Genomic DNA, 20,301 nt, shown 5'->3' on the forward strand with positions numbered 1-20,301 from the left:
TATTAGGTATATGTTATTATAAAGCTGATATTCAAGTTAAAGAAAGCTATTTTACTAGAACTTTTGACATTTCTAAGTAATTTTTTATAGGAGGATTATCTTGAAAGGAATAATTTTAGCTGGTGGTACAGGCTCAAGGCTATACCCTATTACAAAAGGTATTTCTAAACAGCTAGTTCCAATATACGACAAACCAATGATTTATTATCCATTATCTGTTCTTATGCTTAGTGGAATTAAAGAAGTTCTTATCATCACTACTCCAAGTGATTTAGAACAATTTAAACGTCTTTTAGGAACTGGAGAAAACTTGGGGATACACTTGAGTTATCAGGTGCAAAGTGAGCCTAAAGGTCTTGCAGATGCATTCATCATTGGAGAAGAATTTATTGGTGAAGATAGTGTATGTCTAGTGCTAGGAGACAATATATTTTATGGTCAAGGGTTGACTGAAATATTAAATAAAGCAGTGAACTTAAAGACAGGTGCGCTTATTTTTGGATATTATGTAAAAAATCCAGAAGATTATGGAGTCGTACAATTTGACAATGACGGTAATGTTCTAGGTATAGAAGAAAAGCCTAAACAACCTAAATCAAACTATGCTGTACCGGGTCTCTACTTTTATGATAATAAAGTGATAGATATAGCAAAAAATGTGAAGCCTTCTGCGAGAGGTGAGATTGAAATCAGCTCTATTAATGAGTATTATTTGCAACAGGGTAAACTGAAGGTTGAAATTATGGGTCGAGGAATGGCTTGGCTTGATACTGGAACACATAAAAGTTTACTTGAAGCGAGTAATTATATTGAAGCTGTTCAAAATAGACAAGGGCTATATGTGGCATCATTGGAGGAAATTGCTTACCGTAAAGGGTACATAAACGAAGAGCAACTTTATCGCTTAGCATTACCTTTATCAAAAACTGAATATGGAAGTTACTTATTAGATCTAGCTGAAAATAAAGAAGTCATTTTTAAATAAGATGATGAAGGAGAGTATAATGAAAACTTATCTCGTTACAGGTGGAGCAGGTTTTATAGGATCTAACTTCATTGCATTTTTGTTAGATACATATATAGATATTAAAATTATCAACTTAGATAAATTAACGTATGCAGGAAATCTCGAAAACTTAACAGACTATGATGGTGTTGAAAATTATAAATTTATTAAAGGTGATATTAATGACTTGGCTTTATTGCATGAAATTTTTGAAAATAATGAAATTGACTATGTAGTGAATTTTGCAGCAGAATCTCATGTGGATAGGAGCATTGAAAATCCTACCATTTTTGTTGAAACTAATGTGCTTGGTACACTGAATTTGTTGAATACAGCTAAAAAGTTTTGGCAAAATGGTGAAGATACATATATAGAAGGAAAAAAGTTTATTCAAATTTCAACGGATGAAGTATATGGTTCATTAAGTAATGAAGGTTATTTTACAGAAGAGACACCTTTAGACCCACACAGCCCTTATTCAGCTAGTAAAGCCTCAGCAGATTTATTGGTTCAGTCATTTTTTGATACGTATAAATTTCCTGTAAACATTACTAGATGTTCTAACAATTATGGGCCATTTCAATTTCCAGAAAAATTAATACCACTTGTTATACATCAATGTATTGAAAAAAAACAAATTCCGGTTTATGGTGACGGATTGAATGTAAGAGATTGGCTCTTTGTAGAAGACCATTGCAGTGCAGTAGACTTAGTTATAAAAAATGGTCAGCTTGGAGAAGTGTATAATATTGGTGGACATAATGAAAAAACAAATATTGATCTTGTGAATAAAATTATAGGTTACTTAAATGAAAAGGTAGATAAAAAAATAACCAAAGAATTGATCACCTTTGTGAAAGATCGAAAAGGTCATGATAGACGTTATGCTATTGATCCAACGAAGATTGAAAAGGAGCTTCAATGGCAACCGAAGTATCATTTTGAATCTGGTATTATAAAAACAATTGATTGGTATTTAAATAACTCTAAATGGTTTCAGAATATTTTAGATGATGAATATAAAAAATACTATCAAAAAAATTATGGGAAAGTAAATTAATAAATTAATTGGTGTGCCCTATTCAGTAGTTTGGATGGGGAATTTTACTTTTTTAAATGATGATAAATGTAAATTGAGACGGGGTTATGATGATTAAATATGGATATTAAAAAATTATTTATAAAAATATTTAAGTCAACAATAAATAAACATAAAGTAGAACTTCAAATAAAAGAAGGTAGACTCCTTTTTTCTGTTAAAAATTTAGGCCTTTTCCCAGCCCATAAGTATATAATTCTGAAAGATAGAGAAACTGGTAGATTTTTGAATAGTCAGATTAAAAATAGAACAGCTGTTTTCAATCTTAAGGATATAGCCGATTTTGGTAAAAATGGAATTTTTGATGTGTATATTAGTCTTAGATTACACAGTAAATATTTACGGAAAAGAACTCCCTTTAGTTTGAATAATCAGGGGTTTATCTCATATTCGGAAGATTTAAATTTGAAATTTAAAAGTTTTAAGACGAAAAACGGTTATTTATCTTTCGATTTCAAAAAAAATAATTTTTCACAGTATATAAACACTTTAAAAAGTGTAGGTTCTAATTTCTATATTGAAGGTGAAGTTACTCAATTTTCAAATGAATATCAAGTAAACCAATTAGAACTAATAGCAGTAAGAAGAGATAATAATAAATCATTCGGTTACTCAATAAATTTTTCACAAGAAGGAAATAAATATAATTTCAAACAAATTATCATGATAGATAAATTAAAGCAAGATTTAGATCTCAATAGCAGATGGGATTTGTTTTTACAAATCAGAGATAGTAGTCGACGAATTTGTTATAAAGAGCTAATAGATATGACAGGCTACTCTGATTTCTCAAAAGAGGAAGATAGATATCTACTTGAAAATGATTATAAAGATGAGTATAAACTCATTGTTTATGTAACTATGGGAAAGGAAAGTTTGGCAATTTGGTTTACCGATAATGAACAATATCTGAAAACTTACAATATCGCTAGAGGCAAAACTGTTTTTAATAACGTTTGTGAGAGTCAGCCAATGAATAAAAAAATGATTTTCTTTGAAAGTTTTTTAGGAAAAAGTTATTCAGGAAATCCAAAATATATTTATGAATACTTATTAGAAAATGGATATGATAAAGAGTATCAGTTTATATGGTCCTATCAAGGAAAATCTGAAATTCCAGGAAATCCTCTTATAGTAAATAGAGAAGAGGAAGATTATTATCGGTATCTGGCGCTTTCTAAGTACTGGGTTAATAACATTATTTTTCCGGTCCATCGAAAAAGGGAAGGTAATGTGTATATCCAGACATGGCACGGAACTCCCTTAAAACGATTGGGGTATGACATAGAAGTAGATGGGCCTGAAAAAATGGCTAGAGAAAATTTTTATTTAGAATCTCGTAATTGGGATTACTTATTAGCAGCAAACGAATACTCTAAAGATATCTTCCAGCGGGCTTTTAAGTTTGAAAAAGAAATAATATTAAATGGCTATCCATCTAATGATATTTTTTATAAAAATAGTAAACAAGAAAGAATTGAATCAATAAAAACAAAATTGAACATCCCAAAAAATAAACAAATAATATTGTATGCACCAACATGGAGAGACAATGAATTGAGCGGGTCTTGGAACCATTCATTTGAGATGAAATTCGATTTAGAGCAGTTCCAAAGAGAGTTTGGTGATGATTATATACTAATCTTACGCATGCATCATTTAATCTCTGATTATTTAGTTCTTAGTCCAGATAAACATTCATCAATCATTGATTTATCTAAATATGATGATATTCAAGAGTTGTATTTAATTTCTGACATGTTAATTACTGATTATTCATCTGTGTTTTTTGAATTTGCAAACAGTAAAAAACCAATTTTGTTCTATGCATATGATTATCAACTTTATAAAGAAGAAATTAGAGGCTTTTACTTAGATATGTACAAGGATTTACCTGGTCCTGTGTTAGAAAAGCAGCAGCAGTTGTTCAATGCTATAAGAAATATACATTACATTGAAGATGAATACAGAGAAAAATATAATGAGTTTTACCAAAAATACTGTAGCCTTGAAAAAGGAGATTCAGCCAAATTAGTTAGCGAAACAGTGTTTGGAAATCAATAATTGGAGGTAACGATGAAAAATGTACTAGTGTTCCCATGCGGTTCAGAGATTGGTTTAGAAATTCACAATTCACTTAAGTTCTCTAAGGATTTTGAGTTGATAGGTGCTTCCAGTGTCGCTGATCATGGTAAATATGTATATAAAAATTATATAGAGAATGTCCCGGATATACATGATGAAGACTTTATTGTTAAATTGAATCATTTAATTGATGAAAATAAAATTGATTTTATTTTACCAGCTCATGATAGTGTTGTGTTGAAATTAGCACAAAATCAAAAACAAATAAAAGCATTAGTTGTAACATCTGACCAATTGACATGCGAGGTTGCTAGATCTAAAAAGAAAACATATGAGTTTTTTAAAAAGCAACCTTTTGTGCCCAAAATGTACGAAACAATAGAGGAAGTTGAAATTTTTCCTGTCTTTTTAAAGCCTGATGTTGGTCAAGGATCAAAAGGGATAGCTCTTGCAAGAGATAAAAAAGAGTTAGAATTCTATAAAAATAACCAATCTGATTTATTAATACTAGAATATCTTCCAGGTAAAGAATATACGATAGATTGTTTTACGAATAAAAGTGGAGAACTTAAATACGCTGGCAGACGAGAAAGAAAACGAATTAAGAGTGGCATAAGCGTGAATTCGGCTACGTTGCAAATGGATGAACAGACAAAACAAATTGCTCATGAGATTAACAAACATCTTCAATTTAGAGGAGCGTGGTTTTTTCAAATTAAAGAAGATGTGAATGGGAATTACAAATTGTTAGAAGTGGCTCCACGTATTGCAGGAACTATGGCTTTATATCGTAACAAAGGTGTTAATTTCCCACTACTTAGTTTATATGACCGGATGGATTTTGATATAAAAGTAGAAGATAATGGTGTAGACCTTGAAGTAGACCGAGCCCTAATTAACCGGTTTACTATTCGGTACTCTTATCAAAGAGTGTATGTTGATTTTGATGATACGATAACGTATAAAGACAAAGTTAATCCACTGTTAATGTTATTTTTATATCAGTGTTTTAATAGTAATAAAGAAATTATTTTAATTACAAAGCATATTCATAATATCAAAGAAACCCTAGAAAAACTTCGAATCAATGCAAACCTATTTAATCGTATCATTCATTTAGAAAAAGAGGATATAAAATCAAAATATATAGATAACCAAATATCTTCTATATTTATCGATGATTCCTTTAGTGAAAGGGACCAAATTAAGGCTGCTGGCATCCCTGTATTTGATGTAGATTCAATAGAATCTTTAATTGATTGGAGAAGTTAGATGGGAGAACAACTTAAATTTCCAAAACCAATACATGTTACAAAACCAAAACTTCCTAAATTTGAGGAGTATACTGATAAAATAAAAGATATTTGGGAGAATAACTGGTTAACAAATGACGGTCCCTTACATGAAGAGTTTAAAACTAAACTTAAAAATTATTTAGGAGCTTCAGAACTTGAACTGTTCACTAATGGTCATTTAGCTTTAGAAATAGCCCTGAAAACATTAGAAGGAAATGGGGAGATTATTACTACCCCTTTTACTTTTGCTTCTACGATTCATGCAATAAAAAATACTGGTTTCCAACCAGTTTTTTGTGATATTGAATCAAATACATTTAATATTGATGTTAAACAAATTGAACACCTCATTACAGAAAAAACAAGAGCAATAGTTGCGGTACATGTTTTTGGGAATCCTTGTGATGTAGTTGAATTAGAAAGAATCTCAAGGGATTATGGGATATCCCTTATTTATGATGCTGCACATGCTTTCGGAGTAAAAGTGAATGGAAACTTTATTGGAGAATATGGTGATGTTTCTATGTTTAGTATGCATGCCACAAAAGTTTTCCATTCTATAGAAGGTGGAGTGTTGTGCTATAAACGAAAAGACTTAACAAACCTACTTAAAGCTTTTAAAAATTTTGGTATTACTTCCAGTGAAACGGTAGATTACATCGGGATTAATGCAAAAATGAATGAATTTCAAGCTGCAATGGGATTGGTTAATCTAAGAGAAATTGATCAAGATATCTTAAAGAGAAAAGAAGTTTATCATATTTATGAAAGACATCTTTCAGAAATACCAGGGATTAACCTTGTTCAAATTAATAGAAATGTCCAGCATAACTATTCTTACTTTCCAATTTTACTAGAAAATATAAAAATGAGAGACTATTTAAATGAAGTATTAAAAGAATATAATTTATTTACTAGAAAATATTTCTATCCACTATGTAATGATTTTGGATGTTATTCATTTAATTCAAATGAAACACCGGTAGCAGGTTATGTGAGTGATCGTATTTTGGCATTACCAATGTATTCTGAACTAACCTCTGATGAAGTAGAACAAATTTGTACCATTATTAAAATAGTTTTAGAGGATTATCCTGTTCAAGACAAAAAAAGAATAACGAATCAAGGAGGGGAGCTATCGAATGAGCCAGTATAAACTAAGCGTAGTAGTGTTGGTTTATAATACAGAGTACTATTTGAAGGAGTGCCTTGATTCACTTGTCAATCAATCCTTGCCTGACTTGCAGATTATTGCAGTGAATGATGAAAGTCCCGATAATAGTGCGGAAATTTTAAATGAATATGAAAAGAAATACCCTAATATAACGGTAATTCATCAAAAAAATAGTGGTGGGGCTAATGCAGGAAATCACGGGCTGAAATATGCAACTGGGGAATACATTACCTTGATGGATTCAGATGATATACTGCCACTAGATGCATATGAAAAGTTATATTTAGAAGCCAAAAGAAGTGAAGCGGATATTGTCATAGGAAGGCCGAATATTTTAATAAATGGTGTTCAAAAAGAAATTATTTATAAAAAAGAGAGAGAAGTTTGGCAAACAAACAGGTTAATCGAACACGTGAAAGATTACCCTGATATTTTTTATGATGGATTTTATTGGAACAAAATTTTCCGCAGAGAATTGATCTTTGAACATCAGTGTTTTATGCCTCCAGGTATGCTATATGCGGATCGTCCGATGGTTCACAAGGCATTTTTATATGCAAAGAAAATAGCCATCATCACAGATGTTGTGTATCTTTGGAGAAAAAGAGGAGAAGAAGCAACTCAGAAATCAATAACCCAGCTAAATGGTGATTTACGTAATTTCCAAGATCGAATAGAATCTCTTAAATACCAAATGCAATATTTTGAAGCTTATGGAGATAAAGAGCTTGAAAATGAGTTTTTAAAAAGAAATATTGAACGCTTATTCTTTCCAATTAAAAATATCGTATTGGACAAAAAATTTAGACACGTTTTTTATAAAGAAATTAAGCCTATTTTACAAAAAGTTGATCATATTTTCGATAATGATTTAGGAATTACAAGTAACCTTTATATTTACTTTATTTTGAATGATTTGCATGAAGAATTGATTTATTATCTAGCTGGTAACCCAAAAGGAAACGTAATAAAAGATAATGGAAAATTCTACTGGTCTCTTCCGTTTTTTAGAAATAAAACACTTGACATACCAGATGAATTATTTGAGATAAAAGTGTTAAAAGAAGAATTTATAAAAATAAATAAAATAGGCGTTGAAGATGGAAAGGTCTTATTCGAAGGTATAGACATTCCGAAATCATTTGATGATGCATGTGTCTTTATTTCATTTGAATCTAGGCATAATTTAACTGAAAAGACTGTAGTTAGTGCGTTTGTAGATCATACAGGTAAAATAAAAGCAGAACTTTCGTTAAAAGATTTTAATCAAGTTGCGACATACGATATTTACATTATTGTAAAAAGAAATAATAAGGAAGATAAATTTAGAATCTCTAACAAAATGTATAGGAACAAACTCAATAACTTTAAAGATTCAAAGTTCAACCTATTTTTCACTAGTAACGGAAAGTTATCTCTTGAAAATATTGATGTAAAGTTAGAACAGTTGATTTTAAATGAAGTAGGTATTTTTATATTAACAGAATGGCCAATAATAGAATCAGGTGCATTTTATTTTAAAAATCGAATAACACAAGAAAAGATCTTTATGGAAAGGGTTTCAAGCACAGAATTCAAGATTAATTGGAAACATTTCTTTGAAGGATTTAAAACATATGACTTATTTTATTATTCCCAGGAGCGTCATTTTAGATTGAGAAAAAGTTTATTGACAGAAAAATTATATCATATGTATAGATTAGAGCCTTTTCAGATAGAGTTCTATGAGACGGATAAAGGAAATATTTCATTAAAAAGTTCAACTTTCTTAACTCGCTTGTTGTCAAAGCTCAAGGGTTGAATCTAGCTAGGAGGGAGTAGTTGCCTCCTTTTTTCATTTCTTTGCTATACTCACTTTGTCCACAAGTGAAATATTCCTCAACATCTGTTACAATTATGAGCGGTGCTTTTTAAAAAAGTAATTCCAAAAACTTATATCTAAGGAAGATTAGAATGAACGCAATGTTGACGATACTAAAGGAGCAAATCAGCTCATTTCCGCTGATTATGCGACTTGCTGTTTATGAAACAAAATCAAAATATCAGATGAATTATTTAGGTGTTTTATGGCAGTTTTTAAATCCATTGATTCAAATGCTGGCTTACTGGTTTGTTTTTGGTATGGGCATTCGCGGAGGAGAGCCGATTGTCATTGGCGGCATGGAGGTGCCATTTATCATCTGGATGCTTGCCGGATTAATCCCTTGGTTCTTCATTAGTCCCACGATTCTTGATGGATCAAACAGTGTGTTTAAACGCATTAATATGGTATCAAAAATGAATTTTCCGATTAGTGCGCTGCCGTCTGTGGTGATTATGTCCAACTTGTTCAGCTACTTTGTTATGATGGGTGTCTATCTGATTGTGCTGATTTCCAATGGCATCTATCCTGACACGCATTGGCTACAATATATATACTATCTTATTTGTATGATCGCGTTTATGTTTTCGTTTAGTTTGTTTAATTCCACGATTAGCGTACTCGTGAGAGACTATCAATTTCTTTTACAATCCGTGACACGATTACTTTTCTTTTTGCTGCCGATTTTTTGGAATATTTCAGAGAAACTTACTGGAGATAAGGCGTGGATTGGAGATATTTTAAGACTGAATCCTCTTTTCTACATTATTGATGGTTTCAGAAATAGTTTGTTAAAGGGAGAATGGTTCTTCCATGATGTCAAATACACACTTTATTTTTGGCTGATCACGCTTCTTCTTTTAACAGTCGGTTCATTGCTTCATATGAAATTTAGGGATAAATTTGTCGATTTTCTTTAAAAAGTAAGGAGATTATACGATGAAACTAAAGGTTTCGTTTCGAAACGTATCCAAGCAATACGTCCTATATAAAAAACAGTCGGATAAGATCAAAGGACTGTTTTTACCTAATAAAAATGAAAAAGGTTTCTTTGCTGTTCGTGATGTGTCATTTGATGTATATGAAGGCGAGACGATTGGTTTTGTAGGGATTAACGGCTCTGGAAAATCGACAATGTCGAACCTTCTAGCGAAAATCATCCCACCAACAAGTGGTGAAATTGATATGGACGGCCAGCCATCGTTAATTGCCATTGCGGCAGGGCTGAACAACCAATTAAGCGGGAAAGACAATATTCGCTTAAAGTGCTTAATGATGGGGCTGACGAATAAGGAGATAGACGAGCTTTATGAAAAAATCGTAGAGTTTGCGGATATTGGAGACTTTATTGACCAGCCTGTCAAGAGCTATTCTAGTGGAATGAAATCACGTCTTGGCTTTGCCATTTCAGCGCATATCGATCCAGATATCCTGATTATTGATGAAGCACTGTCTGTTGGAGACCAAACCTTCTATCAAAAATGTGTGGACCGCATTACAGAATTCAAGGAACAAGGAAAGACGATCTTTTTTGTCAGTCACTCCATTAGCCAAATTCAAAAAATCTGTGATCGGGTAGCTTGGATGCATTATGGTGAGCTTCGCATGTTTGATGATACGAAAAAGGTCGTGAAAGAGTATAAGGAGTTTGTTGACTGGTTTAACAAGCTCTCCAAGAAAGAGAAACAAAAATACCAAATGGAACAAAAAGAAGGTAGAAAAGGCGTACAAAAGACAGAAAAGGTGTCTCGTTATCAAGAGAACGGAAAACGTCGTTCACTGTTCGGACCCGCATTTCAAGTGACAGTTTTAGCGGTCTTAACGATATTGCTAGCCTTATCAATGTTTTCAGATCGCCCGCTACGTACACTGGCGACATTTGGTGCAATCCCATCGCATAAGGCAGAAGCCCCCCAGTCGAAGAACCCGCAGACCAAGGGATCGCCTGATATGAAAAAGGTGGATCAGCAGGTGATTGTCACGGCTGATCCACTCAAGGTTTACAAAGACCAAGCCATGAAAAAAAAGGCCGATGTCACTTTGCCATTTGGACAAGAAGTACAGGCTGTGGCTGAAAATAAACAAATCGTTCAAATTAAAACAGCGTCAGAAACGTATTTTGTTAAATCTGCTGCGCTTCAAAATGCAGAGGAATTAAAGTCATTATCTATTGGACCAGTACAATTTAATTCCTATGTATCGCCTGCATCGGCAGGTTCGTATGAGTATTTACTTTCTTTCCTTGGAAAAGAAGAATCTGTGCTTAAACAGAGAATGCAAACGCTGAGTTCAGTCAAAAATGATCAAGGTGATACGATTGAGAGATTGACCACAGAGAAAACCGACTATGTCATTCAAAAGGGGCAGGCAAACACCATTGTGTTTCGCGACATTATGCCAATCTCACCTTCCACACTTGGGCTGACAGAACAGAATGTCTGGATGAATGAGAAACGAACGAAATTCGCAGTGAAGGGCGAAAATAACCTGTTTGTCATTGATAATGAACAGCATACACTGACTATTTCAGTGATTAAATAAAAAAGCTGCCGATGCCGGCAGCTTTCAGCGTGTTGGCAAACCCTCGCATTCGGTGTCAGGTCTGCGCTCCGGTGCTCACGAATGTTTCAATTCGCTCCGCTCCGGTACTCGCCCTTCCTAGACTGCAAAGGTTTTCTATCACGCTGAAAAGAAGACAAAGGGCTAAAATTAAGATCATTTTAGCCCTTTGCCAATAATCTGAAAGCTGCCGATGTCGGCAGCTTCTTTAATTCACTTCTTCTTTTTCGAGAAGCTGTTTCATAAATGGAATGAGTTTCTTTTTTAATTCTTCATCCTGAAGAGCAAACTCAAGCGTTGTTTCAATGAAGCCTTGCTTCTCGCCGACATCGTATCGTTTTCCTTCGAAATCATAGGCGAATACGCGCTGGATGTCATTCAGCTTTTGAATGGCATCTGTCAGTTGAATTTCTCCGCCTGCACCAATCTCTTGCTGTTCAAGGTACATAAAGATCTCTGGCGTGAAAATGTAGCGCCCTAAGATGGCTAGGTTCGATGGTGCTGTTCCTTGCGGCGGCTTTTCAACAAAGTTTTTGACTTGGTAGCGGCGTCCTTCTTGAGTAAGAGGGTCAATGATCCCGTAGCGATGCGTATCGCTGTCTGCTACTTGCTGAACACCAATGACAGATGATAGAGTTTTTTCATATTCATCCATCAGCTGTCGAAGCCCAGGTGTTTCGGCTTGAACAATGTCATCACCTAATAAAACAGCAAAAGGCTCATCACCAATAAAATTGCGTGCGCACCAAACAGCATGTCCAAGACCTTTTGGTTCTTTTTGACGAATGTAGTGAATATCAGCAATGTTAGAAGATTTTCTTACTTTTTCTAACAGTTCCTTTTTCCCTTTTTCCTCTAGGTTACGCTCAAGTTCTGGAGCAAAATCAAAATGATCTTCAATTGCTCTTTTTCCTTTTCCAGTGACGATAATAATGTCTTCGATTCCTGATTCAACTGCTTCTTCAATAATATATTGAATGGTTGGTTTATCAACGATTGGGAGCATCTCTTTAGGCATTGCTTTTGTTGCAGGAAGGAAACGTGTCCCGAGACCTGCAGCTGGTATAATGGCTTTACGTACTTTTTTCAATGTATTTTGCACCGTCCTTAAATACTGATGTGAAAATTAAGAGAATACCACTAAATTCTACCTTACTTTTAAAAGTAATCAAATAATTTTATGATGTTTAAAGTAATTTTAATAGAAAATCGTAAATATAAACAATCAGATCTGTGAAAATTTTATTAATTTTAGCATTGTTAGTTTATCATTCGAAGAGATCTTTTGTATAATAAAAACAATATGTATTGTTGGAAAGAGGCATAAACAAGTGAAAAAACTAAATGTAATGACTATTTTCGGTACTAGACCTGAAGCAATCAAAATGGCACCACTTGTCCTTGAACTGAATAAACATCCACAGATAAATTCGATTGTTACTGTAACAGCTCAGCATAGAGAAATGCTTGATCAAGTCCTTGAGGCTTTTTCTATTACGCCAGATCATGATTTAAACATCATGAAGCAGCGCCAGACATTATCTGAAATCACATCAAATGCACTATTGAAGCTAGATCAATTATTCCAAGAGGAAAAACCTGATATTGTGCTTGTTCATGGAGACACAACAACAACGTTTGCGGGTAGCTTGGCCGCATTTTACCACCAAATTTCAGTCGGTCACGTTGAAGCGGGTTTAAGAACACACAATAAATACTCGCCGTTCCCTGAGGAATTGAACCGACAAATGACAGGCACAATTGCCGATATTCATTTTGCTCCTACAAATGAGGCGAAGCAGAATCTTTTAATTGAAAATAAAAAAGAAGAGACGATTTGTGTGACGGGGAATACTGCGATTGATGCGTTGCAAACAACGGTTACAGATCAGTATCAGCACCCTATTTTAGAGAAGATAGGCACAGATAAAATGATCTTGTTAACGGCTCATCGCAGGGAGAATCTCGGCCAGCCGATGAAAAACATGTTTAGAGCAATTAGACGTATTGTTGAAGAGTTTGAAGATGTTCAGGTTGTCTACCCTGTACATTTAAACCCTGCTGTTCGTGATGCGGCTCAGACAGAATTCAGTGATCTTGATCGTGTGCACTTAATTGAGCCGCTCGAAGTCGTTGATTTCCATAACTTCGCTGCTGCCTCACACTTTATATTAACGGATTCTGGCGGTGTCCAAGAGGAGGCGCCTTCTCTTGGGAAGCCAGTATTAGTTCTGCGCGATACAACAGAACGCCCTGAAGGCGTGAAAGCTGGCACGCTTAAACTCGCAGGTACAGATGAAGAGACCATTTACAACATGGCAAAACAGCTGCTAGTCGATCAGAAAGAGTACGACAACATGTCAAAGGCGTCTAATCCATATGGTGATGGACAAGCGTCAAAACGAATTGTCGAAGAGCTCCTCCATCGTTTTGGATTAAGTGAAGAAAAACCAGTTCCATTTCAATCATAAAAAAAGAAGACTACATTTCTGTAGTCTTCTTTTTTACTGCTCCAAACTTTCCTTCAATTCCTTCTTCACATCCGCAAGACTGCTGTCATCAAGCTGGTAGTAATAAATGTTATTGATACGTGTGCCTGATCCTTTCAGTTCGTGCTGCTCCACATGCTGTCTTGCATCACGATAATCATTCATCATCGTCCACATATCGTCAAATGACATATTTGTCTTCATATTGTTTTCCACGACTTTGAACATATCGCCGAATTTCGTAATAGATGAAATGTTTGCACCTTTTGCAATGATGCCTTCAATGACCTGACGCTGTCTTTGCTGACGTCCGAAATCACCTTTTGGATCTTGCTTTCTCATTCTTGTGTAGGCAAGGGCTTGATCCCCATTCAGGTTAATTTCTCCGGTACCAAATGAATGGCCGTCATAACTAAATGCAAACGTGCTATTTACTGTAATACCGCCAAGTGTATCAACAATATCCTTGAAGCTTTCCATATTGACTTTAACGAAGTAATCAACAGGTACATCAAGAAGTTCCTCTACAGTATCTGCTGCCATTTGTGTACCGCCGAATGCATAGGAATGGTTGATTTTATCCATTGTGCCTTTTCCGACAATTTTCGTATACGTATCACGCGGGATGCTCACCATCTCGGTCGTTTTCGTTTTCGGATTTACTGTCATGTATATTAATGTATCTGCACGGCCTCGGTCATTTTTTCGTTCATCGACACCCATGACTAAAATAGAAATCGGGTCTTTCTTACTTAAATCGACATCTTTGTCACGCTTATCTGACTTCTTTAAATTCTCTTGAATGCCTGCGACGGTCGATGCTGCTGTGTTCCAAAGATGATATGCGTATCCGCCAGTTGCTAATACGAATAAGCCAATAATCGATAAAACAATCCAAAGAACCTTTTTCTTCTTTCTTTTTCTTTCAGCTCTCATAATGTCCCTCACCTTTTCTATGATTCTTCCATGATTATAGGTTTACGAATCTTGATAAACAAGTTATTTTTTTACTCTGAACCTAGATATAGACGTTGTAACAAAAAAAAGGTTTCAAAAAACCTTAAATTTACCTTAAAATAATAAGTTATAAGACGATACAAAGACATGAGGTGAAAAAAATGAAGAAAATCGTCGTTTTACCGTTCTTAATACTGCTACTAGGTATCGTGCTCACAGCATGTGGAACGGCTGAGCAGTCCTCAGGAGAAAACAAGACAAGCAGTTCAACTCCTCAGGTACTGGAAGAGAAAGCTGAATTTATTGGAATGGCTGATGCACATACAGTCGAAGTGAAAAAAGTGAACACGACCTTAAGCTATGAATTTACGGATAATTTTAAAGATGTGTTAAATGAATTTAAACCAGGAGACACAGTAGAAATCTCTTACTTTATTAATGACAGTGGTCAAAAGGAAATCCAGAAGATTGAAAAACAGAAGTAAAAAAGATGGGCGGGATGAACAAAATTGAAGAAAACAGGCATTACACTTATTGTCCTAATAACACTGACTCTACTAATTGCACCCCTTCAGTCTGCCATGGCCAGCTCGGCAATTTCGGTGAAATTATCTAATTATATCGGAAACAAAACAAGCATGGATATTTCAACAACTGGAGAATACAAGCTATCAGGATCAAATGTTGCTGTGACGAAAAGATATGACGGCAAAAATAGATACGAAGTAGCCAACAGTATTGCATCTGCTGGCTGGAAAAATCCATCAACTGTTGTCATTGTGAGCAGAGATGCATTTGATCATGCGATTTCTGTATCACCGTTAGCATACAAACTGGGCGCACCTATTTTGTATACGAATATTGAAAAGCTGACGAAAACAACAGAAAACCAGCTGAAGAAAATGAAGCCGGATAACATCCTGATTATCGGAAATACGAAAAGTATTTCAACAGCTGCTGAGAAATCTATTAAAAAGTATGGCAAAGTCAGACGTATTAGTGGAAAAGACAAGTTTGAAATCTCCCAAAAAATCGCTAAAGAAATGGGTAACTATAAACAAGCTGTCGTTGTCGGCGGGAACTCATTTATGAATGGGATTGCCATTGCATCCTACGCATCGAGAAAGGGATACCCTATCCTGTTAACAAAAAAAGATTCCATTCCGTCTTATAGAATGCCAAGTAAAGTGATCATCATCGGCAGCACGAAAAGCACTGGTCAAAAAGTGGAAAATCAAATCAAAAAAACCTCACAGGTGACAAGAATCAGCGGTGCCAATCGCTATGAATTATCTGTGAATATTATAAAGAAATTAAATATTAATGCAGATAAAGTTTATTTGGCAAAAGCCTCTAGCTATATTTATGCTATGCCGCTGTCGCAATTGGCTGCAAAATCTAACAGTACCGTTGTGTATGTGAAACCCGATTCTGTCACAGCGTCATTAAAAGCACTGTTGAAGGAAAAAGGTACATATGCTTATCATCTTGCTGGCAGCACAAGTGCAATTAAAGATAGCTTGAAAAATTCATTAGCCAAACAAGTCTATCTGAAAAAAAATCAAAACTATCAATTGAATATTTCTAACGGAAAAATTTCATTAAAAGGCATAAAGACGTATAACACAGTAAGAGTTGTTCCTGAGAAATATTCAACGAAAAATGTCCTTCAAATTGCAGGAAAGCCGTACTTAGGCAGTGTAAACTTTGCAATTGAATCAGGGTATATCAGGCCGACTCTCGAAAATATTCCATTTGAAGACTATCTAAAAGGTGTAGTACCAAATGAAATGCCTGCAAGCTGGAATGTTGAAGCGTTAAAAGCACAGGCGGTTGCCGCTAGAACGTATTCGGTGAAAAGTATTGGCAAAGTCGTCCCTGATACAACAGCCTTCCAAGTATATGGGGGATATAACTGGTACACAAATTCGACAAAAGCTGTCGATGCTACAAAAGGAAAGGTTCTGAAATATAACAATCAGCTCATTTCAGCAACCTATTACTCTAGCAATGGCGGTTATTCAGAGGCAAGTGAAGAAGTATGGGGAAATGCACTGCCATACTTAGTGGCCAAAAAGGATCCAAAAGATCCAGTCAATCCATGGACACTGAAACTCTCTAAGAAACAACTAGGCACGACATTGACTGCTAGCACAGCAGCATCTCAATGGTCTAAAGCAAAAGAGACAAATGCAGCTGACCTTGCAGGCCTTAAATCATGGCTGCTCAAAAACAAAGAAACTGCTGCATCTGATATGAAAATCGCATCGATCTCAAGCCTGACGTTCTCAGGGAAAACAAAAGGCCAGCGAGCGAAGACGGTATCGATCAAACTGACATACCATCTGAAAAACAAAACAGGCACATATTCGGTAAACAAAAGCACAACGGCAAGTATGAAAATGACCGAGTTTAGATCCGTTATGGGCGCAACAAAGGTGAAAAGCACGTTTGCGTCAGTCAAAAACAATACAAATGATTTCACGATTTCAGGAAAAGGGTATGGCCACGGCATTGGTATGAGCCAATACGGAGCCAAAGCGAGAGCTGAATCTGGAAACTCATATTCTTCCATACTCTCGTTCTACTATCCAGGAACAAAACTAACAAACTATTAAAGGGTAAAAGGAGGACATAGAAGATGCGCTCATTGATGAAAACAGCCATCCTCAGCCTCATCGCTATTTTCGTTATCGTTCCAACAGCTTTGGCAGACAATTCAGTCTCACGAATTGATGGCGGGAGCAGATATGCTGTAGCGGCAAACGTAGCGAAAAAAGGATGGGGAACTGCAAGTACAGTCGTTTTAGTAGGGAAAACTGCGTATGCAGATGCAACAGCAGGAATTCCACTTGCACACCAAAAAAATGGACCAGTTCTTTACACTAACAGTAAAAGCCTTTCTGGTGATACAAAGAAAGCCTTAACTTCATTAAAAACAAAGACGGTGATCGTTTTAGGCAGCACATCAAGTGTGTCAAACAACGTGGTCAACCAAGTGAAGAAAATGGGCATCTCCACACAGCGTATTTCAGGGAAAAACCGATATGAGCTATCTGCCAATATCGCGAAAAAAATGAACAAGCCAGCAGGCGTCGTTGTCGTTGAGGGTTCTTTCTATGCACATGGGATTGCGATTGCACCTGTAGCAGCTCAAAAAGGATTCCCAATTCTATACACAGATAAAAAGGGACTTCGCTCTGAAATCGCTTCTGTTGCAAAAGCAAGCAATGTGAAACAAACCATTGTAGTCGGCGGAGAGAATTACGTCACAAAAGCCGCTTATAACCAATTGAAATCTCCAACACGAATCAAAGGCTCGACTCGTTATGATGTCGCGGCCAATATTGTGAAAAAGTACAATATGAGCGTCAATAATACCTATGTAGGAAGAGGATTTGGTTATGCCACTTCATCTTCTGCTGCAGGAATTGCAGCAAAACAAAACAAAGCTTTGCTTCTAACGAATGAAAAGACGCTGCCAAAAGTAACAAGAGCAACAGTGAGCAGCAAGAAAATCACCAAATTTACTGTCGTAGGCAGTACCAATACAGTGACACCAACTGTTGTGAACCAGTTGAAAAACCCGGCTGTTGGTAAAAAAGTATTCATTGATCCAGGTCATGGCGCGCATGATTCAGGAGCTGTAGGATACGGATTATATGAAAAGAATTTGAATTTAGATGTAGCAAAGCGTTTAAATACGAAATTAAACAACGCTGGTGCACTTGTGACCATGTCAAGAACATCAGACACATTTGATAGTCTTCAAACACGAGTGAGCAAAGGTGCGTCAGCAAATGCAGATATCTTCATCAGTGTCCATGCGAACTCAAATGATAACAGCAGTGCAAATGGAACAGAAACGTATTATGACAAAACCTATGCGGCTGCAAACAGCCTGAAGCTGGCGCAAAACATCCAGCCTAAAATGGTTAGTGCACTAGGCACAAGAGACCGTGGTGTGAAAACAGCTGGCTTCTACGTCATTAAATATTCTAAGATGCCGAGCGTTCTTTTGGAAACTGGTTTTGTTTCCAGTCCAGTTGATTCAAACATCTTGAAATCTGCTACGTATAAAGATCGATTAGCGTCAGGTATTTCAAGCGGTGTGTCAGGTTATTTTAGATAAGAAAACACAAACCTGAGGGGTGCCTCAGATACTCCTCTTAGGCTGCTCGAGAACGTACTCGGCAGCCTTTTTTTAAAAGTTCATGAAGTTCCTGGGTGAAGGGTTCAAACCAAGGAGGTTGACTTCATGCGTGTGGATATCAAATGTATTTTACTGATTGCTATTTCACTATGTTTATATACACCATCCGTTTTTGCTCAGCACACTGTATCGAGGATAGAAGGAAGCAATCGGTATGAGGTCGCGGTAAATGCCGCAAAAAGGGGCTGGCAGGAAGCGCCTGCCGTTGTGCTTGTGGGCGGTGATGCTTATGCAGATGCCCTGAGTGCTGTGCCTTATGCCTATCAGCAAGGGGCCCCAGTCCTGTTAACGAATGCTGGCAGTCTTTCAGGTGCAGTAAAGACAGGGCTGCAGCAGCTGAAAACGAAGCGGGTAACGATTCTTGGCGGGACTGCGAGTATTTCTGAAAAAGTCGTGAAGCAGTTAAAAGCGATGAATCTATCCGTATCCCGTATTCAAGGAAAGAACCGCTATGAATTGGCGGCAAATGTGGCTAAGCACATGAAGAGTGCTAGTGCAGCTGTCGTCGTGAATGGTTCTGCTTATGCTGATGCTGTCGCGATTGCTCCTTACGCTGCCAAACAAGGCTATCCCATTTTATTAACAGATGCGAAAGGGCTGCGCCAAGAAACAGCCAATCTATTAAAAAACAAAGCGGTCAAGCGGACCATTGTGATCGGCGGAGAAGCAAGTGTTAATAAACCCACTTTTCAAAAGCTTCCATCACCAGTCAGAATAAGCGGAGCCAATCGGTATGAGGTGGCTGCTCAAATTGCTAAAACGTATCCAATGAAGACAAGTCAAACATTTATGAGTCAAGGGTATGCCTATGCAGATGCAGCAGCTGCGGCAAGTATAGCAGCGAAACAGGGACAAACTCTTCTGCTCACAGACGCCCAAACGGTGCCGAATGCTATCAGAAAAGTCATTGGAACAAAACAGATATCAGCATTTACTGTGGTAGGCGGAATATCAACCATTCAAACGAATGTCATCACGCAGTTGAAAAATGCGGTCTTAGGCGAAACGATTTTTATTGATCCGGGTCATGGTGCGCAGGATGCTGGAGCGATAGGGAATGGCCTGCTTGAAAAGAACATTAATTTAGAAGTCGCATTAAAGCTTCAGTCGAGGCTTCATCAAGCGGGTGCCCTTACTATCATGTCGAGAACATCTGATACATTTGACTCCTTGCAGACACGTGTCAGTAAAGGAGCGCAGACAAGTGCAGATATATTCATCAGTATCCACGCCAACGCAAATGATAACAGCCGTGCGAATGGGACAGAGGCGTATTATGATACGACATATGCGGCTGCTAATAGTATCAAGCTGGCACAAAAGGTTCAGCCTCGAATGGTCAGCGCCCTTGGAACAAGAGATCGCGGAGTGAAAACAGCAGGGTTCTACGTCATCAAATATTCCAAAATGCCGAGTATTTTGCTAGAAACCGGCTTTGTGACAAGCCCAATTGATGCGAGTATTTTAAAATCATCTGCTGCAAAGGATCGGCTGGCTTCTGGAATTGCGACTGGTGTGTCCAATTACTTTGACGCAAAATGAACCGATAAAAGAAGTGTCAAG

15 protein-coding genes are annotated in these 20,301 nt (G+C 36.4%); 13 read left to right on the plus strand and 2 right to left on the minus strand.

The window, feature by feature from the left end:
• Nucleotides 1-100 precede the first annotated feature (100 nt).
• The 8 genes from rfbA (at nucleotide 101) to tagH (ending at nucleotide 11,061) form a co-directional block, all read left to right on the plus strand.
• Complete coding sequence (gene rfbA / locus JVX94_RS17135; RefSeq protein ID WP_095409702.1) at nucleotides 101-985, plus strand: glucose-1-phosphate thymidylyltransferase RfbA; 885 nt, start codon at nucleotides 101-103, stop codon at nucleotides 983-985.
• 19 nt (nucleotides 986-1,004) lie between these two features.
• Complete coding sequence (rfbB, locus tag JVX94_RS17140) at nucleotides 1,005-2,066, plus strand: dTDP-glucose 4,6-dehydratase (protein ID WP_205183912.1); 1,062 nt, start codon at nucleotides 1,005-1,007, stop codon at nucleotides 2,064-2,066.
• Between the two features lie 99 nt (nucleotides 2,067-2,165).
• On the plus strand, nucleotides 2,166-4,169 hold the full coding sequence (locus tag JVX94_RS17145) for a CDP-glycerol glycerophosphotransferase family protein (RefSeq protein ID WP_197197632.1): 2,004 nt from the start codon (nucleotides 2,166-2,168) through the stop codon (nucleotides 4,167-4,169).
• A gap of 12 nt (nucleotides 4,170-4,181) precedes the next feature.
• Nucleotides 4,182-5,462: an ATP-grasp domain-containing protein gene (locus JVX94_RS17150; protein ID WP_095409699.1), complete on the plus strand. Its 1,281-nt coding sequence runs from the start codon at nucleotides 4,182-4,184 to the stop codon at nucleotides 5,460-5,462.
• Nucleotides 5,463-6,641: a DegT/DnrJ/EryC1/StrS family aminotransferase gene (locus JVX94_RS17155; RefSeq protein ID WP_095409698.1), complete on the plus strand. Its 1,179-nt coding sequence runs from the start codon at nucleotides 5,463-5,465 to the stop codon at nucleotides 6,639-6,641. It abuts the gene before it with no gap.
• On the plus strand, nucleotides 6,628-8,460 hold the full coding sequence (locus tag JVX94_RS17160; protein ID WP_095409697.1) for a glycosyltransferase family 2 protein: 1,833 nt from the start codon (nucleotides 6,628-6,630) through the stop codon (nucleotides 8,458-8,460). Before JVX94_RS17155 ends, JVX94_RS17160 begins: the two co-directional genes overlap by 14 nt.
• A gap of 152 nt (nucleotides 8,461-8,612) precedes the next feature.
• Complete coding sequence (locus JVX94_RS17165; RefSeq protein WP_095409696.1) at nucleotides 8,613-9,440, plus strand: ABC transporter permease; 828 nt, start codon at nucleotides 8,613-8,615, stop codon at nucleotides 9,438-9,440.
• Nucleotides 9,441-9,459: 19 nt separating this feature from the next.
• Nucleotides 9,460-11,061 carry a teichoic acids export ABC transporter ATP-binding subunit TagH gene (tagH, locus tag JVX94_RS17170; RefSeq protein ID WP_095409695.1) on the plus strand — a complete coding sequence of 534 codons (1,602 nt, stop codon included), beginning with the start codon at nucleotides 9,460-9,462 and terminating at the stop codon, nucleotides 11,059-11,061.
• Between the two features lie 226 nt (nucleotides 11,062-11,287).
• Here the strand turns inward: tagH and galU are convergent, their stop codons facing one another.
• The gene (galU, locus tag JVX94_RS17175; protein ID WP_095409693.1) at nucleotides 11,288-12,169 is read right to left on the minus strand and encodes a UTP--glucose-1-phosphate uridylyltransferase GalU; all 882 of its coding nucleotides are present in this window, start codon (nucleotides 12,167-12,169) and stop codon (nucleotides 11,288-11,290) included.
• A gap of 241 nt (nucleotides 12,170-12,410) precedes the next feature.
• Here galU and wecB point away from each other — a divergent pair, with 241 nt between their 5' ends.
• Entirely contained in the window at nucleotides 12,411-13,550 is a 1,140-nt protein-coding gene (gene wecB / locus JVX94_RS17180) for a non-hydrolyzing UDP-N-acetylglucosamine 2-epimerase (protein ID WP_095409692.1), read from the plus strand.
• A gap of 33 nt (nucleotides 13,551-13,583) precedes the next feature.
• On the opposite strand, the gene tagU is transcribed toward wecB, so the two are convergent.
• Nucleotides 13,584-14,504: a polyisoprenyl-teichoic acid--peptidoglycan teichoic acid transferase TagU gene (tagU, locus tag JVX94_RS17185; protein ID WP_095409691.1), complete on the minus strand. Its 921-nt coding sequence runs from the start codon at nucleotides 14,502-14,504 to the stop codon at nucleotides 13,584-13,586.
• 182 nt (nucleotides 14,505-14,686) lie between these two features.
• Between tagU and JVX94_RS17190 the strand changes: the two genes are divergently transcribed.
• The 4 genes from JVX94_RS17190 (at nucleotide 14,687) to JVX94_RS17205 (ending at nucleotide 20,280) form a co-directional block, all read left to right on the plus strand.
• The gene (locus tag JVX94_RS17190) at nucleotides 14,687-15,010 is read left to right on the plus strand and encodes a hypothetical protein (protein WP_024423640.1); all 324 of its coding nucleotides are present in this window, start codon (nucleotides 14,687-14,689) and stop codon (nucleotides 15,008-15,010) included.
• 24 nt (nucleotides 15,011-15,034) lie between these two features.
• Entirely contained in the window at nucleotides 15,035-17,143 is a 2,109-nt protein-coding gene (locus JVX94_RS17195) for a SpoIID/LytB domain-containing protein (protein ID WP_144472008.1), read from the plus strand.
• 23 nt (nucleotides 17,144-17,166) lie between these two features.
• Nucleotides 17,167-18,657, plus strand: a complete 1,491-nt coding sequence (locus tag JVX94_RS17200) for an N-acetylmuramoyl-L-alanine amidase (protein ID WP_095409689.1) — start codon at nucleotides 17,167-17,169, stop codon at nucleotides 18,655-18,657.
• 126 nt (nucleotides 18,658-18,783) lie between these two features.
• Entirely contained in the window at nucleotides 18,784-20,280 is a 1,497-nt protein-coding gene (locus JVX94_RS17205; RefSeq protein ID WP_205183914.1) for an N-acetylmuramoyl-L-alanine amidase, read from the plus strand.
• The last annotated feature ends 21 nt before the right edge of the window (nucleotides 20,281-20,301 follow it).

Source organism: Bacillus sp. PDNC022 (assembly GCF_016919285.1).
In the GTDB taxonomy this organism is placed as follows: domain Bacteria; phylum Bacillota; class Bacilli; order Bacillales; family Bacillaceae; genus Bacillus; species Bacillus safensis.

What these genes read in the sequence shown, in the direction of transcription:
- JVX94_RS17160 (WP_095409697.1), top strand. Translation starts at nt 6,628, where the DNA reads ATGAGCCAGTATAAACTAAGCGTAGTAGTGTTGGTTTATAATACAGAG.
- tagH (WP_095409695.1), top strand. Translation starts at nt 9,460, where the DNA reads ATGAAACTAAAGGTTTCGTTTCGAAACGTATCCAAGCAATACGTCCTA.
- JVX94_RS17200 (WP_095409689.1), top strand. Translation starts at nt 17,167, where the DNA reads ATGCGCTCATTGATGAAAACAGCCATCCTCAGCCTCATCGCTATTTTC.
- JVX94_RS17155 (WP_095409698.1), top strand. Translation starts at nt 5,463, where the DNA reads ATGGGAGAACAACTTAAATTTCCAAAACCAATACATGTTACAAAACCA.
- JVX94_RS17145 (WP_197197632.1), top strand. Translation starts at nt 2,166, where the DNA reads ATGGATATTAAAAAATTATTTATAAAAATATTTAAGTCAACAATAAAT.
- JVX94_RS17205 (WP_205183914.1), top strand. Translation starts at nt 18,784, where the DNA reads ATGCGTGTGGATATCAAATGTATTTTACTGATTGCTATTTCACTATGT.
- JVX94_RS17165 (WP_095409696.1), top strand. Translation starts at nt 8,613, where the DNA reads ATGAACGCAATGTTGACGATACTAAAGGAGCAAATCAGCTCATTTCCG.
- JVX94_RS17150 (WP_095409699.1), top strand. Translation starts at nt 4,182, where the DNA reads ATGAAAAATGTACTAGTGTTCCCATGCGGTTCAGAGATTGGTTTAGAA.
- rfbB (WP_205183912.1), top strand. Translation starts at nt 1,005, where the DNA reads ATGAAAACTTATCTCGTTACAGGTGGAGCAGGTTTTATAGGATCTAAC.
- JVX94_RS17190 (WP_024423640.1), top strand. Translation starts at nt 14,687, where the DNA reads ATGAAGAAAATCGTCGTTTTACCGTTCTTAATACTGCTACTAGGTATC.
- tagU (WP_095409691.1), bottom strand. Translation starts at nt 14,504, where the DNA reads ATGAGAGCTGAAAGAAAAAGAAAGAAGAAAAAGGTTCTTTGGATTGTT.